Origin of the sequence: Amycolatopsis sp. cg5 (genome assembly GCF_041346955.1) — a bacterium.
In the GTDB taxonomy this organism is placed as follows: domain Bacteria; phylum Actinomycetota; class Actinomycetes; order Mycobacteriales; family Pseudonocardiaceae; genus Amycolatopsis.
The window spans coordinates 8,962,163-8,982,507 of the sequence record NZ_CP166849.1 but is presented as its reverse complement, the minus strand read 5'-3'; the positions used below and the strand labels follow the sequence as shown (position 1 = coordinate 8,982,507).

Below are 20,345 nucleotides of genomic sequence, written 5' to 3'. Positions count from 1 at the left end.
ATGGGCAGAACCGTTGCTCAGGGCTTCGATGTGTTTCTTGAGCGGCTGACGCCGCTGGCGTCCCAACGTGCCGCTGCGGCGGCACACCGGTCTCGGGTTGAGACGTCGTTGAAAAACTCGCTGACGGTGCTGGCGATGCGTGAGACCGGATCGTTCCACCACGGCACCGGCGTCAGAAACTACAGCGATGTCGATGTCCTAGCCAGCATCGGCAATACCAAACCGAGCACCTCCGACACTGCCCTGAACTGGGTGAAGAACGCGTTGTCGGCTTCGTTCCCCGCGACGACTGTGCGGATTAGCCGCCCGGCAGTAGTGGTTGAGTTCGCTGGGGGCGACGAGACCTGGGAAGTCATCCCCGGTTTCCTGACGTCTTCCGATCCGTCGCCGCTGTATGACATCCCGGGTCCTGCAAGCGGGTGGATCGAATCGGCTCCGACCGCGCATCTTGACTATGTCAACGAGTGCAACCGGAAAAACGGTGTCCAAGGTGCGGCGAAGAAACTTGCACGTTTGATCAAGGCGTGGAAATACTACTGCAACGTGCCCATCTCGTCGTTCTATCTGGAGATGCGGGCCGCGCAGCACATGGCCAGTCAGCCTGCATTCATCGCGGTGTGGGATGTGTGCCTGCTGCTGGAATCGCTACATGGTCACGGTCTCGCGGCCATGAACGACCCCAAAGGCCGGACGGGACGTTTTCATCCCTGCTCATCGGACTACCGCAAAACCGACGCGCTCTCAAAGCTGTCTACTGCTGCCACTCGGGCACGCAAAGCCCTTGACGCCTACCAAAACGACAATTTCGACGACGCGTTCTACTACCTCAACCTCCTCTTCGGCGGCAACTTCCCTGCACGTTAAAAGGCGGCGACGCCGTGTCGGATTCCCGGGTTGCGTGGGTTCGTTGGCCGCAGACAGAGGGAAAACAACTCAAGATGGTGCTACAGTACTGTGGCCTGGAAGTCTAGATCATTATGTCTAATGCCTGGTCGACTGCGACGTGCGCCTATTCGTCATAGAACATAGTCCCCTTGGTTAGCGACGCCAGCGCGGCTTCTAGTTGTGCACCAAGATGAGGGCTCAGCATGGTCCGCGCCTCGCCGGCCGAGACAAACTTGAACTGCCGTAGTTCCTCGTCCGTGACGCGCAAGGCGGCGACCTGCCGCTCGTCGAGCGTGCCACCGTCGAACAAGAACATCAGTGTGTCGTCCCAGGGTCCATGAGGGGGTATCCAGCTGAGGTGCAGAAGCCGACCAACCGCCAGCTCAAGGTCGAGTTCTTCGCGCAGTTCGCGCTCGGCTGCGGCTCGTGGTGGCTCGTTGGCCTCGACCATGCCGCCAGGCAAGTCCCAGCCCTCTTTGTACGTGGGGTCCACCAACAAGACGCGGCCCGTCTCGTCCGTGATCAGGACGTCGGCGGCTACTCGCTTGCGGGCCTGCTTGGCGTTGCCTTCGGCCAGGTAGGCGAAGCGTTCGGCGTCGCTATCGTCGGTCAGACCGGCCACGGCGTTTCGTCTTCTGCTGGCGGAGGCTCGAGCACATGCTCACAGTCTGCCAGGAAGCTTGTCACGCTCGAAACGTCGCGGTACTTCTGCAGGGAGCGGCTCAAGTCGGCCAGCTGGGTGTGGACGCGGTGCGAAGTGAGCGAACCCGCAGCTGCGCACACCTCCTTCCCAAGCGCCGCAGCTTCCTCGATCTCCCCGGTACGGACCAGCACTTCGGCCAGGGTGAGCTGGCCAAACGCCCGACTCCGGACGCGGTCGCCGACCCGGAGCTCCAGTACCCGGTGGGCTTGCCGTTCGGCTTCGGCGGTGTTGCCGAGTGCGCCGAAGCAACATGCCGCTTCGCTGGCGAGTGAGCCTTCGTCGAAGTGGCTGATCCATTCGGCGGCGCTGTCTTCGTGGGCACGGTTGAGCACCTGTTCCGCGCTGGCTAGGGCATCGAGACAGCCGTGGACGTCGCCCTGCAAGGCGAAGCCGCGGGCGCCCATGGCGTGGAGTCGAGCTGACAGCCGCTGCCGAGCCGGGCCCAGCTCGGCATGCGCCAACCCGGTTTTCGCGATCCGAATCGCGTCGTGGGGTTGCGCAAGCTGCCCGGCCAAGTGGCTCATGCTGGCGCAGATGTTGGCGGCGAGCGCGGCGTGGTTGACTGCCGCGGCGAACCGGTAAGCCTGCCCGAAGTGATGCCGAGCGTGCTGGTCACGGCCGCCGTCGTGGGCCATCCAGCCGGCGATCTCGGTCAGCGAGGCTGCCGCTTCGAACAGTCGGGTGCCGAGCGCGTCGTTGGTGGGGTCGAATAGACGTGGGCTGATCTCCGTGTGTAGGTAGTGCAGCACGGTGGGGTAGAGCTGGCCGCCGCCGACTTTGCGATCGGCTATCTGGAAGGCGGTCGCCATTGCTTGGATGGCGGTCAGGTCGGTGGGTGCTCCGCGCTTGCTCGGCGTGTCGTCCCCGATGTGGATCGTCAGTTCGGCAGCGGGCCGTGACGCCGGCGCCGTTGGTGCTGTAAGTGGCTGGTTAGGAACGTTGTGAAGATCGAGTCGTCCCGCTGAGCGCAGGATGTGTTCGAGCTGTTCGGCCGAGATGTGAAGCAGCCGGGCCAGCTTCGGCCGTAAGTACGGCTGCGGCTCATTACTTCCCGCTTCCCAGCGCTGAACGGTAGTGCGGTCGACGTTGAGTGCCGCAGCAAAGCTCTCCTGGGTGTAGCCGGCCGCTTTTCGCGCTTGCCGAAATGAGTTTCGCGTGGCGACCATGCAAATCCCCTAATGACCGGATGTGGCGAAATCACATTACCCCAGGTCAGGCCCCGGCATGCGGCCTTCTTGCGGGAAATTTGCGGGGTTTTCGCCGTGGTCATGGGTAAATGGCAGGTGCCAAGGTGGGACCAGGTACCCGGCACCGAGTTGACGGCCACGCCCCCCCAACTGCAATTGCGTCTTCCTGCACGAAACCGCCATTTGCAGTCGGTTGCCCCTTCGGTGCTGGGTGCCGCTTACCGACCTCGCCACAAAACGAAAGATGGCAGTCACATGGCACTTCGATTAACAGGACAAGGTTCTACCGGCCCAATTCCAGCGCCGCGATGCTGGCAGCGCGGCCTCAACGCCCTGGAAACCACGGCGTCCGAGCGTATCCCTGAACCCGCTCGGCTCTACGTGGTGGTCGTCTTATTCCTTACGCTGCATGCAGACGACCCCGCAACTGCTCGCTGCTTGAGCTGCGGCGCCCCCTGGCCGTGCGAGCCGGTGCGCCTGGCGTATCGGCTCCGGGAGGGTTTCTGATGAACTCCCCACAGTCATTCCCGGACCTGCAAGCGCTTGCACTCAGGCTCCTTTTCCGGCAATACAGGGAAGTTTCGTCTTCGCAGCGCCCGATGGTGTACGGCTACATTCGCTGTGACGAACCGCAGCCGGACTACGTCACCGCCTGTGCCGATTTGCTCACCTGGTGGACGATGGCCGAAGGCTGGCGTCTTGGCACCATCTTCCAGGACGTCGGTATCAGCGCCGAAACGGTGGTGCGCCCCGGTTTCACCGGCCTGCTCGATGCTGTGCGGCTGCCGGACAGCGCTGCGGCCGTGGTGGTCGACATCGCGCACCTGTCCACCTGTGAACTCGGCGCTCGCCGCCTCACTATGGCCATCCGCTCCACCGCGTCGACCCTGCACGTTCTCACTGACGCGTTGAGCGAGGTGACGGTATGAGCCTGCTGACCTTGGACCCGGTGTTCGCCGACCCGGTCCGCCTGCACCTGGCGAGCTTGCTCGAGGTGGAGCAGTGGTGCTGGCTCGGCTACCTGCGTCACGCCACCGGTATGAGCCAGGCTCGTTTAGCTCGACACCTGCGGCTGCTCGGGGGCGCGAACTACGTCGTTGCCACCAAGGGTGCCGACAGCAAAACGTGGGTGCGGCTCACTGCTTGGGGAGAACAACGACTCGACCAGCACCTCGGCGCGCTGGACGCCGCGGTGAAGGCGGCCCAGCAGTTCACGACGCAGATGCGAGTGGATGAGCCTGACTGGTTTGAGGTGGTGAGCCGATGAACCGGCAGACCGCCGAGCTCATCCGGCTGATAGAGGCGGTGAACCAGCAGTTGCCGCGCATCTCGACAGAGCTGCTGCTGGGCACCTCGGCGACGAAACAGCAGTACGAGGTCGGCGCGTTGGTCATCGAGCTGGGTGAGCTGCTGCATCACCACGCCGACGACCAGAAGTCCGGCGTCATCCCGGCCGCGAGCGGCGAGAGGACGAACGTGCCGCTGTTTCAGGGCCGACTACCTGACCACGAGCCGAACGGCGGCCACGCGGAGTTGTCGTGAACGTCTGGGGTTTCTCCGCACTAGCGCTTCCGGCGCTGCCCGTCCTGGTGGTGCTCTGGTGGTTCTTCTCGGACTGGCGCAGCGCCAGACGGCGAGCGAAGCTCCTCGCTAATCGGGGTGAGGACTGGTCGGTGGCCGCGATACAGGCCCGGGTCGAAGAGGAGTGGGCCGAACAGGACATGCAGCGGCAAGCCGGTCAGGAAGCCGACGAAGGGGGCGATCGGCATGACGACCGCCATCCTGACCAGCTTGCCGCTCACCAACACGACCGCGAGGCCGGTGACCACGACGAACCCACCGATGTACTCAGCCACAACCACACCGGCGAGAAGAACCGTAAACACCGCACTACCCTCAAAGGTCCATCTACTGCTCTGACGGCTCGATCGCGCGACGAAGCACAAGGCCCTGGTCGAAGCCGAGCTCCACAAGCTCCTCCAAGTGCCCGACGCGGCAACTGTCCCGCAGGATCTTCCTGGCACTGAGATGCAGAGGCCCACCCGCGCGCTGGCTACTGCCGACGGGCAGACCAAGGCTGTCCGTCAAACAGCCGACGACATCGCGGGGCACTCTGCACGAGCCGCTCGCCGCAGCCGCCAACTGCCAACCGGCTTACCACGAAGCTCCTGGCCACGTGAGGCGAATGATCAACCAAGGCTTCGTCGACAAGCTGTTCGTTGGTAAAGACCGCGCCGTGGACAGAGCCGCGATGACCGAGCCGTGCGCAGCGCTGCTCCAACTGAGCGAGGCCATCACGGTGGCTGAGCCTGCGGACAAAGCTAAGCCAGCTGGGCTGTGCAACTCCCTGAGCAGGCATTGCACAAGTTCATCCCGGCCATACGGACAGAAGGCGTGATTACGGAATGTGCCCATAACAATACTGACCGTCAGAATGATCTGACGGTCAGTAGCGTGAATGCGCGACTTGTGGTGGGGCGCGTGGGACTCGAACCCACAACCTACAGATTAAAAGTTTCCTGGTCAGCGGTGTCGTCGGGTGTCGCGCAGTGCCGCCTAATGCCGATTGTGCAGCTAGAAATGAGAGACCTTCGTTTTCGAGTGTCGTTGAGTGCTGCCCAGTGTCGGGCAATGATTCGGCACAGGAGCACCCGGGGAGCGCCGTGCGATGCGTGTCCCCGCTGGTCGCAGCGCTCGCGAGAATCCGTCGCGGGGCGCCGAATCTGGGCCCGATGTGGCGCACGAAGCTGACCGTTGGAGCTTCGGAGCTGCGCCGGGCGGGCGTATGAGCCAGTGCCAATCGCGACGGAATAGCTCAATTTTCGCCCATATTTTCGACAATTTTAAGTCTATAGTGTGCTGCATCGAGCTGCGCCTGATTATGTCCGCGGGGTTCGACCGCACAGCTCGACGGCGTTCCTCGTTGCAGCAGAGTGGTCGGGGTCCCGGACGAGTTCTGGTCGATCCCAACCCGGGTGACCCCGTTGGGTTCACGTTGACGGTGGAATGCCGACCGCCGTCTGTAGTCAATTCGGCGCGGAGCATGTGGCTGGGTTTCCAGTGATGCTGTCGCATTTGATGGAGAGACGATGGGAATTCTCAAATTGAGATGCCCGCCGAGCCGGTGACGTAGAAGCAGATTTGCCTTCGCTTGCCGGTCCGATGGGTTTAGTGATCTTGACTGGGAACCCGCACCCGCTGGCATGGAAGGAATGGTTTCGGGATGTGGAACAGCACGGCCGACGCGGGATTGTGATGTTAGGCGAGCAATCGCGGAGGGGCAGAGTTGGTTGATCTCCCACCGCTTAGCAGTTCGTGACCCTTCGCAACATTCCGCCGACGCCTACCTCATCGTCAGGCTTGTGACAAAACACTGCAGCACGGTGTCGTAAAGCTTGCGGCGGCTCCAGTAACGGTTTCCTGTCCGATGCGACTTCAGAGGCACTGCACTTGAAATGGGGTTGTGGTGAACGAGAGCTATCTCGACGAGGCCGAAGGCGAGCCGTTGGCAGAAATGGACCGTCTGGTCGCCGACCTGTTCTGTGGAACAATTTCGACGTACGGGTCCTTCCGCGCTCCAGCGGGCAGAGCTGTCCGCGGCCGACAGCTCCTACCTCACACCCTGTACCGCTATGACCTGGTCGACTCGGTCTCGGAACGGGCGGTAACGGTCCAGATCTACGTTGGCGTTTCCCAACTTGGTGGCGATTTGTGGAAACAGGAACTGCGAGTGCTCCAGCGAGTGGCGTCGTTGCGACATCCGGCATTGCCCGCGATCAAGCACGGCGGGCACATCGAAGAAGAGGTCGCCGTCCCCTACGGCTTCCGTGGGTGCGCTTTCGTCGTTACCGACGCCGGTATGGGCCAGCTCTTCGAGGGGGCCGACCAGGGCGAGTTGCGGGCGGGGCTGGTCGAGGTCATCGAGTACCTGCGCCAGAACCGCCGGGTGGCGATGGCGCAGTTCATGTCCCTGGCGGACGCCTTGGCGATCCTGCACGACATGCATATCGTGCACCGCAACATCTGGCCGGGCATCCTCGATCGGATCAAACTCGACGGCGAGGACCAGATGGTGCTCGGCCGATTCGAGTTGAGCAGACTCACGTCGAACCTATTGCGCACCAGCATGCTCAATGCCCAAGAGCGCGCCGAGAACGCCCGCACCCTGGTGCTGGCGCAGGGCGGAGGGGCTATCGCGTACTTCTCACCTGAGCGGATTCGTTTCCTGCTGGAAGAAGGCGCACACTTGGAGGACCACCGGTCGGATGTCTACAGCCTCGGCATGATGGTGGCGGAGTGGATGACCGGGCCGATTCCGGAAGATCTCCTGGCCGAGGTCGAGACAGCCGTCCGCTCCAGGAACGGCGTCGGCAAGACGCTGGACGCGGTGAAGCGGGTGAACCTACACCTTATGGGCTTGGTACGAGCCCTCCCTCCGGCGCTCGCGTCCTTGCTGAAGGACATGACGGTGTGGGACATGCCGACCGGCAGGCTCAGCGCTTCCGATGTGGTCAACCGGATCAGTGAGCATTACGAGCACCTCACCTACGAGCGCGACGACGCTACAACCAACCCTTATTTGTTGATCTTCATGCCGGACAAGTGCCGCAAAACGATCTTCAGATGGGAAATGGTCGACCAAGATCCCGATTCCGACGACGGCAGGCTCGAAACGGCGGAGTTCATTCTTGACGACCTCAAGGAAGCTCGCGTCCTGCACGTCCCGGGCGGTGCCGCGAGTTTCATCCCCGGTGAGGATAAGAAGAAGCTCGCGGCTGCCGACCAAATTCTGCTGGGCCGGTCGGTGGCGTGGTTCTGCCGACTGTACGAAAACGAACGCGGTGGTTTCAGCAGGCGCGGTCTGCCGGACGAACGTGGGCTCCTACTGACCTTCGCGATCCAACTCGACACCAGCAGAGGACGGGCGTTGCGAGCAACGGTGGAAGGCGCACGCAAACGCCGGTGGGTGTCTCAGTTGCGTGTCGTGGCTTCGGACATCGCTCGCAGCGAACTGGACGCGGCCCTCGCCGAATCGCCTTCTTGGCAACCTCTTCTCGACGCGGTCCGGGACGTGGCGCCGCAGTCCAAGGCCGAACGAGAGTACGCCCAGGCGTTCGATTGGCTCCTGCAGTTTCAGCGCATCGAACTAGAGGCCCGACGCTACCCCTACGTCGTCGAACGGTCCGACCAGGTGGACCGGGTGGCGCTGCGGTTTGACGAGGAGCGGGATCGTTACTGGCGGCACGGATCGGCCCTGGCCACGGTGTTCGCGGGCACACCGAGCCTGCGGCCCAAGATGGGCGACTTCTTCGCGGGTAACGCCGGCGAGGACGGGGAAACCTTGGTTTCGCTGCGCGCCGATGACAACGGCGTTGCGGCTTGGACAGAGTCGTTCAGAGGCGAATGCGTCGAGGGAACCATCAACGACATGGTGACCATTGAGGTGGGCAGGCGGTCCAGAGTCATTCCGGAGCGGGGGTGGATCAGCCCGGCTGACGATATCGGCTCGTGGATGGCCTTAAATCGCCAGGAGGAGGCGCGCCACGAGCTGCTCATGAACCGGACGCTGATCGAGCAGTTAGACCGGCCCAATGCAATCACATCGATCACACTGAGCAAACACAGCACGGGTACGCAAGTCGCCGAGGCCATGATGGCAACCGAGCCGCTGTTCGCGCTGCAGGGGCCGCCCGGAACCGGCAAGACTGAGGTGACGGCCGACGCGGTGGTGAAATACTTAGCGGAGGAGCGTGGAGCGCGGGTGCTCATTTCGACGCAGTCGAACTTCGCGCTCGACAACATCGCTGAGCGGCTGCTGGGGAAGTTAGACCTGCTGAGCAAGGGGCGATCGAGCGCCAGCCACGTCGTGCCAGTACGGGCGACCGGGCTGCGTGGTGAAGGCAAGGTCGATGGCAAGATTGAGCCCTTCCTCATCCACCGGTTGGCGGAGAACACCCTGGACCAGCTCAAGTCGCACGCGAGGAGTACGCGGGAAAAGTACGCCAGGAACCCAGGGGTCATCGGTCTGCTCGAGGGCTGGGACGACGTGGTTGACTCCTGCCTGCCCGAGCTGATCGACCGGCTGCAACGTGCGGCGAATCTGGTGTTCGCCACCTGTTCTTCGGCCACCCCGGCGACGCTGGAGAAGTCGGCATCGGCTGACATCTTCGACTGGGTGGTCATTGAAGAGGCGGCCAAGGCGTGGCCAACCGAGCTGGCGATCCCGCTGGCCAGGGGGACGCGGTGGTCGCTGGTCGGCGACCACCGGCAGCTGTCCGCCCACCGCAGCCGGGAAATTCTGCGGTTCCTGGACAGTTGCGCAGCGTCGTCCGACGAAGACCTGCGGGTACATGGCGAGCGGCGCGACGAGTACCTTCGGGTTTTCGGAATGTTCGGAAACCTCTTCTCCGACAACGCTAAACGGTCGGGGAATAAGCCGAGGCACACGCTGCGAAAGCAGTATCGCATGCGGCCGGCCATCAACGAGATCGTCAGCCGCGTGTTCTACCCGGTTGACAACGTGAGATCGGACGGGCACGTCGACATCACCGTCCCCGGGTTACTGTCCACCGGTCGTGATGACATCGGTGTCCTGCATGCCCCAATGGAATTGGCAAACGCTGTGGTCTGGGTGGACACTTCGAACATTGCCGCATGCTCCGACGAACCGGCCTGGCGCAACCCCGGCGAGGTGGATGTAGTCAAGACCATCGTCGAACGAATGCGGCCCAGACCGTTGCCAGGCAAGGACGGATACGGTGACCACCCGCTCGCGGTCTTGACCCCGTATCGACGCCAACTCGACCTTTTGCGGGCGTACAGCGAGATCCGCCCGTTCGCGTCGACCATCCACGCATTCCAAGGGCGTGAGGCTAACGTGGTCGTGATCTCCTTGACCCGAGACCAGCGGCGGGGGAAGAGAGAAACCCCGTGGTCGAACATTGGGCACCTGCACGAACGCGAGCTGGTCAACGTCCTGTTCTCCCGCGCACGGGAGCACCTCGTCCTCGTAGGCTCACTGCGCCACTTCGAGCGGTACGGCGGTCCAATGTGGTCAGACGTCTGTGCGCTGGTTCGCCAGCAGGGCAGGGTTGTGTCCGGAGGTTTCGCTGGGATCAGGTCATGACCACGAAACGGATTTGGATTCGCTACCAGCCGGTGCCTGTGCGGGTCCGCCTCGGCTACGGGACCGAGATGTCCAGGATCGAGTCCACGATCCTGCGCGCCGTCGTCGAACTTTGGCGTGCGATGGACCCAGACCTCCCCCTCCGCGGTGTCGGCCTGAGTACGCTGGTGGATGTCTTCGGGCTCGGCGAACGGATGACCCTGCACCTGCTCTTTGACCTGTGGAGTCGCGAGTACATCACCCTCGACCTCTACCGGAATATTGCCGCCCCGACGCAGATCGCCCTGGATGCGTTCGCGGGTCGTGGGTCACCCCGGTTGAAGGGGACAGAGTCCAAGCAGGAGCTCGACACCGTGTGGCTCGACCCGATCAGCGGACATCTGACCGGACGGCAGGGCTACCGCGGGGCCGCCGACCCGGACCTCGTCGTGCCGCCCTACATGCTGTTCGCGTCGAGCACAGACGAGATTCGCAGGGGGGACTTGCTTCGTGCAGTAGAGGAGCGGGTCGCTGAGCAGACAGCCGAAGAGCGGGCCAAGCACAAGGACGGGCGGCACACCGGGCGGCAGGTGAAGGTGCAGGAGGTTCGAAAAGCCGCCACCCACCAGCCGACTGGGAGCGCTTCTTCGATGTTGTTTCCCGTCGACGTCACCGTCCGCCGCGACCCGGTCAACGACAGGATCCGCGTAGTTGTCGCGCGCGATTCCCGGCGCACCTTCGCGGAGTGTGAGAAGATCGGCGATCTTGTCACCGAGTTCGTCCGCCGTCGCCCGGAGCACAAGTTCTCCCGGCGCCTAATCGGTCAGGTCGAGTCGCGGTTAGTCGATCCGCCTTCGCTAGAGCGGAGCATCGATTCTCTGGTCTACTTGGCAACCACAGCAAAATCGGCGCCTGCGGGCACTCGTCACACCACTCACGAGCAGTTGGTGGATGCGACGGAAGCCATCAGGAAACAGATAGCCGCGCTAGTGTCCACAGAGGCTGAAGTCGAGTTGATCGGTTCGACCCGTGATTACCGCTCAGCGGTCAAAGAGGCGATCCGCACCGCTGAACGCCAGTTGGTCCTCGTCGCTCCGGTCGTTCGCTACGCTGGGCTGGTCGATCTGTCCGACAGCCTCAAAGACGCCGTGAAGAAGGGCGTCCAGATCATCCTCGTGTGGGGCAAGCGGCTCGACGGCACGATCGAAGCGACGGCGAGGAACGTCGTCACGGAGATCACCAAGACCGCCACTGACGCCGGGTTCAACGCCTCGGCCGTACTTGTCGCCAGGCAGCCCGCCCGAGTCAACGCTAGCTTCGTGCTGGCGGACAACCACACCGCGATCGTGGGCGGATACAACTGCCTCGGCCGCGACGACGGCCCGGACTCCCGACAGCTCGGCGCGGTGGTCCGCGCGACCGAGCGCGGCGGCTGCGAAGCTGCGTACTCCCTGCTGCGTTGGACTCGCAGGGCCATGCCGGACCGGCTCACAGCGTCGGCGGTCTTCTTCCAGGAGCACGATTTCCACGTCACTAAGGGAGACCTGCCCACCCCCGCAGAGGGCCTCGTCTGGTCCGACCTTCCCGAGCCCCTTCCCAAGGACACCGGGGCCACCGACTCGTCGGTACGGGCGTGGGCCGAGGCATGGGAGGAGTGCGCCGCCGAAGCAGCGCGGCACGTCGCGCTGCGGAGCCTGCCGTCAGTTACGCTGGTGGAGGACGGGGCGCACCACCGCACGTTATGGGACGGCGTACGCGACGCCAAGCGCCAACTAGTCGTCGCGGGCAGCCGCCTCACGGCAACAGCAATCACCGCCCAATTGATCGTGGAACTGACCAATAGGGTCGCGGCAGGCACTAGGACCGACGTCGCCTACCAGTTCGTGCAGCCCGACGCGAACGCGACGAGGGCCGCCCTGAGCAAGGCGCACGACAGCAACCCCAATGGTTTCGTTCTGCACCAAACCGAATTCGCCATTAAGGCCTTGGTCAGCGACGACACCGTGGTTGTCGGCAGCTTTGACTACGTTTCCCACGATGGCTTCTTCGGGGGGCACGCGGGACGCAGGCCCCCGGCCGAGGTGAGCCTCCGCGTCTCCGGTGGTGACATCGCGGTGCGGGCCGCCGAATTCCTCGGCGCCCAGGTGATCCGCAAGCCGACGAAGTTGACGGCAGCACCGCGTCCCGGAGCGCGCCGGTCCCACGATCTACTGGTCGCGCTGGAAAAGTGCGCCAACCGGAGCCAACGGGCGGACGTCGTCACCGAGGCGGTGAGCGCGGGAAAGGGCATCGCCCTGCTGGCCGATTTGCGGGCGGCCCAGGTTGAGGACGACGCGCTTGCCCTAGTGGCGGCAGCCACCCTGCGTGAGGGCATTGACACCACCGACGCTGACCACTTGTGGTGGGCGGGTTGGCTGATCGACCGGCTGTGGACGGAGGAGCGTTTCGTCGAGGCATGGGTGCTGCGCCAGGCTTTACCTAGCGGCAAGGTGCCCCTCGCCCTGGCCGCAATCGCCGCGGCGGCGGGCACCCCGCTGGTGGGGGCCGCCGTGGAGGCGAACGCCTTGGAATGCGCGGATGGGGACGACAGAGTCGCCTTGATCGCGCTGATCGTTAGCCAGCTCATTGCTTGGCCGAGGAGCGGCGACAACCCGCTTCCCGGAGATGTCGCGCACAGCCTGCGCGGGTCGTTGGAGGTAGTCGACTCACTGGATGCCGATGGCGATTGGCACGAATTGGTCAGAGCGGTGCTCGCCACGGGGTCTAAAGTGGATAGCCCGGGGATAGCAACTGTCGTCCAGGAGTTGCTGAACGAGCTCAAACGGGGTGCCGCCCTCGCCGAGAGCTGGGACCTGGCCGACGAGGCGCTCAATGCACTTGGCAGCACTTCCTTCGGCTTTGAAGCCGGTCTCAAAACACAGGCCCACCTCATGCACCCCAAAGGCCCCTTCGGCAAGCTCCGGACGATCCTCGGCATCCGAGACATCTCGGCGGCAGCGGAGTGGCTCGCCGACCCAGGCCTAGCGGATCTGCCGGCGTTCTTGGACACGACGACGGCAGAGGTCAGCCTCGGCCAGAAGAACAACGTGATCCACAGCGGCAAGCGCAAGTTGTACCTCGGCCGACTCACTCAGGTCGTGAGGACAGTCGAGGACGTGGTGGCCTTCCAACCCGAACGGCATGGACATCGGAGCGTTTTCCAGGTGAGGGCAGTCCAGTCGCTCGCCGACGAGGTGGCGCGGGTGTGGCCTGGTCTGCACACGGATTTGGCGAAGCGGAAAGGTCCGGCACGGCACCTCATCGCCCACGCGATGACGTCCATGACGGCCATACGAGAGGTGGGTGCCCGTGATAACGACAGTTGACCTGGTCGCCGAGTGGGCGCAGGCGTGGCGGCAGCCGGATCTCCTGGCTTTGGCCTCGCGCGGCGAGGTTGACAGCGCCACAGCGGCCCGCACGGTCCTGGACGGCATCCTCCGTCCAGTGACGAACGTGGCGGACGGCGCCCAGCGATTGATCGACCTCGGCGAGTTCGCCGCCGCCCGGACGCTGATAAAGCGGGCACGGTCGGTGCTCTCGACCGAGCGGGCAGGTGAACTCGGTGAACGCGTCGAACGCGCCGTGGGCGCCGCGTCGAACCGGCTGGGCGAGCGGGCATACCGTCTGCGTGTCCGCGCTGCCACCGTAGGGCAGACAGCCGACCTGGGGTGGGCCGAACTGCTGAAGGACAGCAGGACCGCCGCAGAGCGAGAACTGGACGAGTTCGAGAAGTCCGTCGACATCGTCGCGGGAAAGCGCGTTGCTGCGATTAGGGCGCGCTTGCCGGAGCTGGACCGCGATCGTGCCCTGATCGTCGAGGCATGCTTACGCGGTGGTGAGTACGACGTCGCCGAGTCGGTCTTGGCGCACTCCGACGAGGCGGCCTGGCTGAACCTCCCCGCGACGGTCCCCCACTTAGGTGGATGGGTCTACGCGGACGAACCCGCGCACGCTGTGCTCAGCTGGTACATCCGACAAGCGGAGGCTCCAGCGGACTTCGAGCAGCGCCTTCCGTTCAAGACCGATACCAAGGCGTGGGGCGTCATCCGAGCGTTGAGCGACGTACACGAACAATTGACCGAGGAGTCCGCGCGGGTACTGGGCAGCGCGATCGACGATCTCGTCAACGACACGCCGGTGAACCACCGCGCGAGAGCCGTGGGTTCCGGCTATGACGTCGAGCTGCGCGGCCTTGTGGATCCCCGCTTCCCTTGGCTGGCCCTACCCAATCGCCTGACATTGCACATTGGCGCGACTCGTCCGAAGGTTGACGGCACGAAGGTGTGGCTGCCCATTGGGAACGACGAACCTGAGCCGGGCGCGGGAGTGGTGATCCTCAAACCGTCCGTGCTCTTCCAACTTCTTGACCCCGCGGGCGCCCATCTGCAGACTGCCCACAACCGCCGGGTCGCCCTGCTGCGGCACGTGTGCGCCCAGCTCGGATTCGACCAGGTCGTGGACCTCGCCGGCGCCGACCTCGGCGACGGAGCAGATACCCGGGCCGTACTGTTGTGGATGCTCGACCTGCTCGGGCTCGTCGTCTCGCCGGAAGTCCCCGACATGGTCGTCTATCTTTCGGCCGGATTGCCCGAGGCCCTGGCCGCGATCGTCCGCGAGCTGTGCCGCATCGTGGGCTCAGCAAAGACTCTCGCCCACGAAGACCTGATCCGGCTGCGCGAAGACCCCGAATCCGTCGCGGCTGTGACTGAGGCCGTGTTCGCTCAGGTCGCGGACCACTTGGACGCGTGCGTCGTATACGGTGCCCTTTTGGGGCGTGCAGCGCGGCTGGGCGTCGCGGCGGTGACCCTCGACCAATTGAACGCTGAGCTCGAGAACCTAACGCTCTCGCTCATGGAGGCTCACGAGAAGTCAGGCGAACGGGACCGAGACTTCCCGGTTGAGCGGATCGATATCGCCGCGGCCGCGAGTGTGCTCGAGGATGCCGGACTCCTCGAAACCGGCGCAGAGTATGTCCTTCCCGGGCAAGGGCTGGTCGCGTTGGTAGGCAGGTCCGGTCTCACCGAGGCGACTGCAGAGTGGCTCGCCCGCTTCCACAAAGATCGCGACGAACTGGAGGACAACACCCGGCTTATGCTGCGGTCGCGCACCTCATTGCACTATGAACACGCTAAAAAGGGCCACCTTTACGCCCTGGAACAGCTCACCGCGACCTTAAATGCCGGTCTGGATAACGTGGAACTGCGGGATCGGATCAAGGCGCAGCAGGCTCTGATCAACGATTTCACCGCCATCGAGAAGGGCGATATCGACGCGCTGCTTCACTCGACCGTCTTCGACTTCGCCGAGCTGGCCCGGGAGATCGCCGATGGCCACCGCAAAACCAGGAACCTGGACTTCGAGGTAGTCAAGCCGGACGGACCGACCGCGGTCACGGCGATAAAAGTACTGGTGCACCTGACTTTAAGCGACCTCTACCTCAACGCCCTGCAGGCGATGGAGGCAGCAAAATCCCAACCCACGCGCATCCGAGTGACCCTGCGCTATGAGGACTCCGATACCCAGCGGTACTTGCTGGCGGACATCGAGGACAGCGGTCCCGGCTACGGAAAGGCTGATCGCTCCCGACTCGACGAGCTCCGCAGGACATACGGCATGTCCGGCGGCGAGGGGATGCGCCATGCCAAGGCCAACCTCACTGCGTGCCGGGGCCAGTTAGAGCGGATGCCCGACAGCGTCGACCTCGGAGGGGCTTGCCTGCGGGTACGCCTCCCACTGGCCGAGTAGCGGGTCAGGCACCTGTCACTAGGCGGTTCACCACGTGGACGAGCGGCACCATAGTGGACTTCTCATTGTTGTGCTTGGAAATGACGGTGCGCACGCCCAGGCGGGTCTTGACCTGGTCGAAGTCCTCGAACGGCAAATCCGCTGACATGAGCGCGGTCGGTATGCCCGGCCGGTGGGCGTGCAGTTCGAGCAGGACTACCTCGCCGCCCGCGTCGATCCCCTCGGTGAGGTGGCGATCCACAAGCGCGCAGTCGTAGTCGAGAGGGTGCTCGTCGCGGAGCATCTTGTGCCATCCGGACAACGAGGTCACCACGTCGCAATCGTAGGAACCGGAAAGGACGGCGGCGAGCGCGTGACCGATCTGGTCGTCGACGATGAGGACGCGTTTGCGGGGTTTGCTCCGGGTCGTGGTGGGATGGTTTCGCCACCCGGCGGCCTCGCTCGGTGACAGCTCGCAGAATCGGTGCCACTGTGTCAGTTCCTCGCGTCGTGCGGGCTCCATCGCGCGGATGTAGGCGACCAGTCGGTCACGGTCCTTGCGAACCTCGTACCAAGTCTCTGAACGGAGCCGCGTCGACGTCGTCCACGGGTTGTCCCGCCAGAGCGCGAGCAACGAGTCGACGTGGCTGGCCGGGGTGTCCGTCGCAAGTGATGCAACCCCCCGGCTGAAGGCGGTCACATCGATCTGTTCTTCGGAGACCTGGAGGACGTAGACGCCTCCAGGTCCCGGTTTCGGTATCAAGATGCTGTCTTTGTGCTTTCGCAACAAGAGCACGTTCTTCGCTACCGGGTTGCGGTGGTCGCCAGGAAGTTCGCTCCATATCTCCCGCCGCAGCCACTGCGCAGATCGGCCGGCGGGACCAGCCAATACCAGCGCCATCAGCAATGCGCCCGGAGCTGGGTTCAGATTCACCCAAGCTCTCCGACTGTCGCGGACCTGTGGCGCGCCGAGGACACGCACGGTCAACCGGTCTTCGTGGGCGGGCAGGGCGTCAGTCACACCGAACATCGTAGTGGCAGCCAGCTCACCAGCAGTGATGCCATCACGATGTCCGCGGCAGCTGGGCAGGAATTCCTTGACGTGTTAGAGAATTGAGAAGTCATTGCGCGGGGTGTTCGGGGAGACATCGGATTCATCGTCCCATTGCGGTATGAGACGAACGATCACCCCCGGCGCGGGGACCGGAGCGACCGCCGCAGCCCTGGTCACCGCGGCCGTCACCACGAACATGACATGGCTGTACTGGCTCGCCGCCGCAGTGAGCGCTCTTCCCTGGGCGGGCATGCTTGCCTGGCGAGGCCTGTTCGCCACCAAGTCCACCGCCGTCCGTCGGGACTTGCTTGACCTCGTTAAGATCGAGGAAAAGCGATGAGTGCTACACATTGGTGTGCTGGCCCATCCCCGCCAGGGCCCGGCCCGCCGAGAACCGCCCATGGTACTGCCCGTTCGGGAGCTCTGAAGTCGCTAAACGCGAAACTGGGCAAGCGAAGGCAGCTAGCCATCAGCGCCGTCAAACTTCCACGGGGTCTTTCGATGTCACGTCGGCGTGGATTCAACTAAAGGGAACCCCCCTTATCGGTATGGGCGGGTGGCGATGCGTCCCACGTCGACGCGGCGACGACGGACCGCGGCTACCAGCGCGATGTTCCGCGGTGTCGAAGCCTGGCTTGTGGTGGCTGAGCATGCACGTTGAGTAGTTTCACGCTGCCGAGAGCGTTGATCGGGACCTATCGTTGATCTTCATGGAACGACAGCGGGCGGGTGGGGGATGCCTGATCGCGGGGATCATCGGTTTGGTCGCGTTGATCCCGGTGATCTTCGTTGTTTCCGCGATCTCGGTCATGGCCTCCGATGGGTGTTTCACCCCGTATGACAAGCCGATTTGCGATCCGGTGCGTCAGGCGCTGGTCGGTTATGTCCCGTTCGGTGCTGTGCTGGCAGGGCTCCTGCTGGCAGCGATCGGCGGCGGTTGGGCGATGCGCCGGCACTCGACACCGGTGTGGTGGGTATCGGCCGCTTATGCGCTGGTCGTGCTGGCCAGCTTCACGGCATGTGGCCTCGCCACCGCAAAGCCGTCTCAGCACGATCGTGAACGGGCCGACGCCTACCGAGCAGCGCAAGCCGTGCAACGTGCCGCCGAGAATATCCAAGAGATGAAGGCACTACCCAATCTGGAGGACATGGTCGCGCGCTACGGAAAGCTGCGGGAACAGCTGGAGCGTGACGTGGCAGTGGCGGTGCCGGGCATCCGTTGGCCGCGCCTTTACGAGGGTGATGGCGCACCGTGCCGCATGCCTGGGTTGGATCCCCGCAGGATGTCCAGCGACAGCCGTGCGACCGCCACCATGTCACCCGGCGCCTCGGGTGCCATGTTCACTGCGGATCAGGTCAAGGCGCTCGATGCTGCTATCCGGCCTGCGGCCGCCGCTGCAGGACTCGCCGGCCCTGCGCTGGAATTGCCGTATGGAGCCGACCGTGTCGGGAGCGCACTCTATGCACGTATCGAGCTGGTGGGGCCTCACCGGGAGCGGCTGTTGCTGATCGTCGCGCACTTGACGGACATCACGGTCGAGTTCAGCACCCCGTGTTTCCTTCCCGCGGCTCAACACTGATCAATCTTCGGCGCTCAGGTAGACCACGTGGGCTCGCTCATCGGTATGAGTGCGCATGCCGGGGCCTACTTGTTGTGGTGGCGCGCACGCCAGAATGTCGGCCGCGCACACCATGCGCAAGACGACCGCGACGGCGCTCGACGACAAGGGCGTGCACACTCGCCTGGTCGCTGATCACCTCGACCACTCGCGGGTGCCGATGGCCCAGGACGTCTACCTGGCCCGCAAGACGGTCACCTGGGAGGCGGCGGACGCCCTGGAAGACCTGCTGGATAACCAGTCCGCCCCAAAGACGGGGATAAACCCAGGGTGAACCGTCACGGGTTGGGGGCCGCTTCCTTTCATGAGGATGATGGTCACCATGCCCAAGCGTTACCCGCCCGAGGTCCGTGAGAAGGCTGTCCGTCTGGCTTTGGATCGCCTCGACGAGTACGGATCCGCCTACGCCGCCGCGCACGCCATCGGCCCGATGGTCGACGTGCATCCGGAGACACTGCGTGTGTGGATCGTCAAGGCCCTCCAGCGGGACACTCCACCCGTCGCGGCGGCCGGTGAGCTGGCCACGGCCGAGCGCGCCGAGCTGGACCGGCTGCGCAAGGAGAACAAGGAACTCAAGCAGGCCAACGACATCCTGAAACTGGCGTCGGCTTTTTTCGCGCGGGAACTCGACCCGCGACACCGCTGATCGTCGGGTTCATCGACGAATACCGCCAGGTCCACGGCGTCGAGTCGATCTGCCGAGTGCTCTCCACGCACGGGATCCAGATCGCGCCCAGGACCTACCGCAAAGCTCGTCGCCGGCCACCGTCGCAGCGGGATATCGCCGACGCCTACCTGACCAACGCCCTGCGAGACGCGCAGGACACACCCGAGGCGGTCTACGGGCGCCGGAAAATGACCCGCTGGCTGCGCCGCCAAGGCCACCAGGTGGCGTTCTGCACCGTCGACCGCATCATGCGAGACCTGGGCTTGAAGGGAGTGACCCGGGGGCGTCCACCACGAACCACGATCCGCGCCAAAGACGGCGTGCGGGCTGGCGACCGGCTCAACCGGGACTTCACCGCCGATGGCCCGAACCTGGCGTGGGTGGCGGATTTCACCTACGTGTCGACGCAGACCGGATGGGCCTACGTCGCGTTCTCATTCGATGTCTACTCCCGCGCCATCGTCGGGTGGACCGCGGCGAGCGCGAAGACGACTGCCCTGGTGTCCAAGGCGCTGAACATGGCGCTCTGGCGGCGCGATCACCACGGGCATCCCGTCGAGCCGGGGTTGATCCACCACAGCGACGCCGGGAGTCAATACACGTCGGTTTCCTTCACTGATTCTCTTGCACTGCAAGGGTTATCGGCGTCCATAGGTTCGGTCGGTGATGCCTATGACAACGCACTGGCGGAATCGATCATCGGGCTGTTCAAAACCGAACTGGTCAACCGGCACGGCTCGTTCACGAACCTCTCCGAGGTTGAGTACGCCGTGATGGAGTGGGTCGACTGGTACAACAACGCCCGCTTGCATTCCCGGCTGGACTACCTCACACCGGTCGAGTACGAGACCGCCTACTACGCTCAACACCTGCCACGCCGACCGGCGCTGGTCTGATACCCGAAGCCGGTCCCTTACCCGTGACGGTTCAGGGAGATGATCTTGTGGCAGTCGCAGGTCAGGGCGCTGACCAGGCGAAAGAGTGGGGCGCGTGGGACTCGAACCCACAACCTACAGATTAAAAGTTAGCTGGTCAGCGGTGTCGGTGAGTGTCGCGCATTGTCGCCTAATGCCGATTGTGCAGCTAGAAACGAGAGATGTTCGTTTTCGAGTGTTGTTGAGTGTCGCCCGGTGTCGGGCAATGTTTCGGCTCAGGAGCACCGGGGGAGCGCCCTGCGGTGCGTGTCTCCGCTGGTCGCGGCGCTCGCGAGAGTACGTCGCGGGGGAGCCTGCTCCGTAAGCGACTCCTCCTCGCCCAGTGATCCCGACTCGATCACGAAATATGGGCCAGAACCAATTCGACTTGTCGAAATCACACTCGCGCGCTACCGCTTACTGTCAGCGCTCATGAAATTCGGTTCTG

General features: G+C 64.0%; 15 protein-coding genes and 1 other annotated feature. Of the genes, 11 read left to right on the top strand and 4 right to left on the bottom strand.

Features of this window, described 5'->3' with window-relative positions; genetic code table 11:
- Positions 1-864 carry a nucleotidyltransferase gene (locus AB5J62_RS40825; RefSeq protein ID WP_370945385.1) on the top strand — a complete coding sequence of 288 codons (864 nt, stop codon included), beginning with the start codon at positions 1-3 and terminating at the stop codon, positions 862-864.
- Between the two features lie 145 nt (positions 865-1,009).
- On the opposite strand, the gene AB5J62_RS40820 is transcribed toward AB5J62_RS40825, so the two are convergent.
- Together AB5J62_RS40820 and AB5J62_RS40815 are read right to left on the bottom strand one after the other, a co-directional pair.
- The gene (locus AB5J62_RS40820) at positions 1,010-1,507 is read right to left on the bottom strand and encodes an NUDIX domain-containing protein (RefSeq protein WP_370945383.1); all 498 of its coding nucleotides are present in this window, start codon (positions 1,505-1,507) and stop codon (positions 1,010-1,012) included.
- Positions 1,495-2,754: a helix-turn-helix transcriptional regulator gene (locus tag AB5J62_RS40815; protein ID WP_370945381.1), complete on the bottom strand. Its 1,260-nt coding sequence runs from the start codon at positions 2,752-2,754 to the stop codon at positions 1,495-1,497. Before AB5J62_RS40815 ends, AB5J62_RS40820 begins: the two co-directional genes overlap by 13 nt.
- Positions 2,755-3,281: 527 nt before the next feature.
- On the opposite strand from AB5J62_RS40815, the gene AB5J62_RS40810 reads away from it, so the two are divergent.
- The 3 genes from AB5J62_RS40810 to AB5J62_RS40800 are packed head-to-tail and all read left to right on the top strand — an operon-like array spanning position 3,282 to position 4,317.
- Positions 3,282-3,704, top strand: coding sequence for a recombinase family protein (locus AB5J62_RS40810; protein ID WP_370945379.1), 423 nt, complete (start codon positions 3,282-3,284; stop codon positions 3,702-3,704).
- Complete coding sequence (locus AB5J62_RS40805; RefSeq protein ID WP_370945378.1) at positions 3,701-4,042, top strand: transcriptional regulator; 342 nt, start codon at positions 3,701-3,703, stop codon at positions 4,040-4,042. Before AB5J62_RS40810 ends, AB5J62_RS40805 begins: the two co-directional genes overlap by 4 nt.
- Positions 4,039-4,317: a hypothetical protein gene (locus AB5J62_RS40800; RefSeq protein WP_370945376.1), complete on the top strand. Its 279-nt coding sequence runs from the start codon at positions 4,039-4,041 to the stop codon at positions 4,315-4,317. The genes AB5J62_RS40805 and AB5J62_RS40800 overlap by 4 nt, the downstream gene beginning before the upstream one ends.
- A 20-nt stretch (positions 4,318-4,337) precedes the next feature.
- Here AB5J62_RS40800 and AB5J62_RS40795 read toward each other — a convergent pair whose 3' ends face one another.
- Positions 4,338-4,631 (bottom strand): hypothetical protein, encoded by a 294-nt coding sequence (locus AB5J62_RS40795; protein WP_370945374.1) that lies wholly within the window; start codon positions 4,629-4,631, stop codon positions 4,338-4,340.
- A 1,610-nt stretch (positions 4,632-6,241) separates the two neighbouring features.
- On the opposite strand from AB5J62_RS40795, the gene AB5J62_RS40790 reads away from it, so the two are divergent.
- Genes AB5J62_RS40790 through AB5J62_RS40780 form a run of 3 tightly spaced genes read left to right on the top strand, consistent with a single transcriptional unit; the run spans position 6,242 to position 15,664 of the window.
- Positions 6,242-9,901, top strand: a complete 3,660-nt coding sequence (locus AB5J62_RS40790) for an AAA domain-containing protein (protein WP_370945372.1) — start codon at positions 6,242-6,244, stop codon at positions 9,899-9,901.
- A complete protein-coding gene (locus tag AB5J62_RS40785; RefSeq protein ID WP_370945371.1) occupies positions 9,898-13,245 on the top strand; it encodes a hypothetical protein in 3,348 nt (1,115 codons plus the stop codon). The genes AB5J62_RS40790 and AB5J62_RS40785 overlap by 4 nt, the downstream gene beginning before the upstream one ends.
- Positions 13,229-15,664: a hypothetical protein gene (locus tag AB5J62_RS40780; RefSeq protein ID WP_370945369.1), complete on the top strand. Its 2,436-nt coding sequence runs from the start codon at positions 13,229-13,231 to the stop codon at positions 15,662-15,664. Before AB5J62_RS40785 ends, AB5J62_RS40780 begins: the two co-directional genes overlap by 17 nt.
- A 4-nt stretch (positions 15,665-15,668) precedes the next feature.
- On the opposite strand, the gene AB5J62_RS40775 is transcribed toward AB5J62_RS40780, so the two are convergent.
- Positions 15,669-16,664, bottom strand: coding sequence for a hypothetical protein (locus tag AB5J62_RS40775; protein WP_370945367.1), 996 nt, complete (start codon positions 16,662-16,664; stop codon positions 15,669-15,671).
- Positions 16,665-16,815: 151 nt separating this feature from the next.
- Here AB5J62_RS40775 and AB5J62_RS40770 point away from each other — a divergent pair, with 151 nt between their 5' ends.
- The 4 genes from AB5J62_RS40770 to AB5J62_RS40755 all read left to right on the top strand — a co-directional run bounded on the left by AB5J62_RS40770 (position 16,816) and on the right by AB5J62_RS40755 (position 19,879).
- Positions 16,816-17,037, top strand: a complete 222-nt coding sequence (locus AB5J62_RS40770) for a hypothetical protein (protein WP_370945365.1) — start codon at positions 16,816-16,818, stop codon at positions 17,035-17,037.
- Positions 17,038-17,407: 370 nt separating this feature from the next.
- Positions 17,408-18,277, top strand: a complete 870-nt coding sequence (locus AB5J62_RS40765) for a hypothetical protein (RefSeq protein WP_370945364.1) — start codon at positions 17,408-17,410, stop codon at positions 18,275-18,277.
- A gap of 55 nt (positions 18,278-18,332) precedes the next feature.
- Positions 18,333-18,590, top strand: a complete 258-nt coding sequence (locus AB5J62_RS40760) for a hypothetical protein (protein ID WP_370945363.1) — start codon at positions 18,333-18,335, stop codon at positions 18,588-18,590.
- A gap of 48 nt (positions 18,591-18,638) precedes the next feature.
- A protein-coding gene (locus AB5J62_RS40755; RefSeq protein WP_370945361.1) for an IS3 family transposase occupies positions 18,639-19,879 on the top strand; the annotation gives its coding sequence in 2 pieces (ribosomal slippage) (positions 18,639-18,930 and positions 18,930-19,879; 1,242 coding nt in all).
- Positions 18,923-19,051 (top strand) — a sequence feature (AL1L pseudoknot). It overlaps the preceding gene by 129 nt.
- Positions 19,880-20,345 lie beyond the last annotated feature (466 nt).

Excerpts from the sequence above, each read along its gene's own strand:
- AB5J62_RS40825 (WP_370945385.1), top strand. The coding sequence starts at position 1 with ATGGGCAGAACCGTTGCTCAGGGCTTCGATGTGTTTCTTGAGCGGCTG.
- AB5J62_RS40815 (WP_370945381.1), bottom strand. The coding sequence starts at position 2,754 with ATGGTCGCCACGCGAAACTCATTTCGGCAAGCGCGAAAAGCGGCCGGC.
- AB5J62_RS40810 (WP_370945379.1), top strand. The coding sequence starts at position 3,282 with ATGAACTCCCCACAGTCATTCCCGGACCTGCAAGCGCTTGCACTCAGG.
- AB5J62_RS40805 (WP_370945378.1), top strand. The coding sequence starts at position 3,701 with ATGAGCCTGCTGACCTTGGACCCGGTGTTCGCCGACCCGGTCCGCCTG.
- AB5J62_RS40800 (WP_370945376.1), top strand. The coding sequence starts at position 4,039 with ATGAACCGGCAGACCGCCGAGCTCATCCGGCTGATAGAGGCGGTGAAC.
- AB5J62_RS40785 (WP_370945371.1), top strand. The coding sequence starts at position 9,898 with ATGACCACGAAACGGATTTGGATTCGCTACCAGCCGGTGCCTGTGCGG.
- AB5J62_RS40770 (WP_370945365.1), top strand. The coding sequence starts at position 16,816 with ATGAGACGAACGATCACCCCCGGCGCGGGGACCGGAGCGACCGCCGCA.
- AB5J62_RS40765 (WP_370945364.1), top strand. The coding sequence starts at position 17,408 with ATGGAACGACAGCGGGCGGGTGGGGGATGCCTGATCGCGGGGATCATC.
- AB5J62_RS40760 (WP_370945363.1), top strand. The coding sequence starts at position 18,333 with ATGCCGGGGCCTACTTGTTGTGGTGGCGCGCACGCCAGAATGTCGGCC.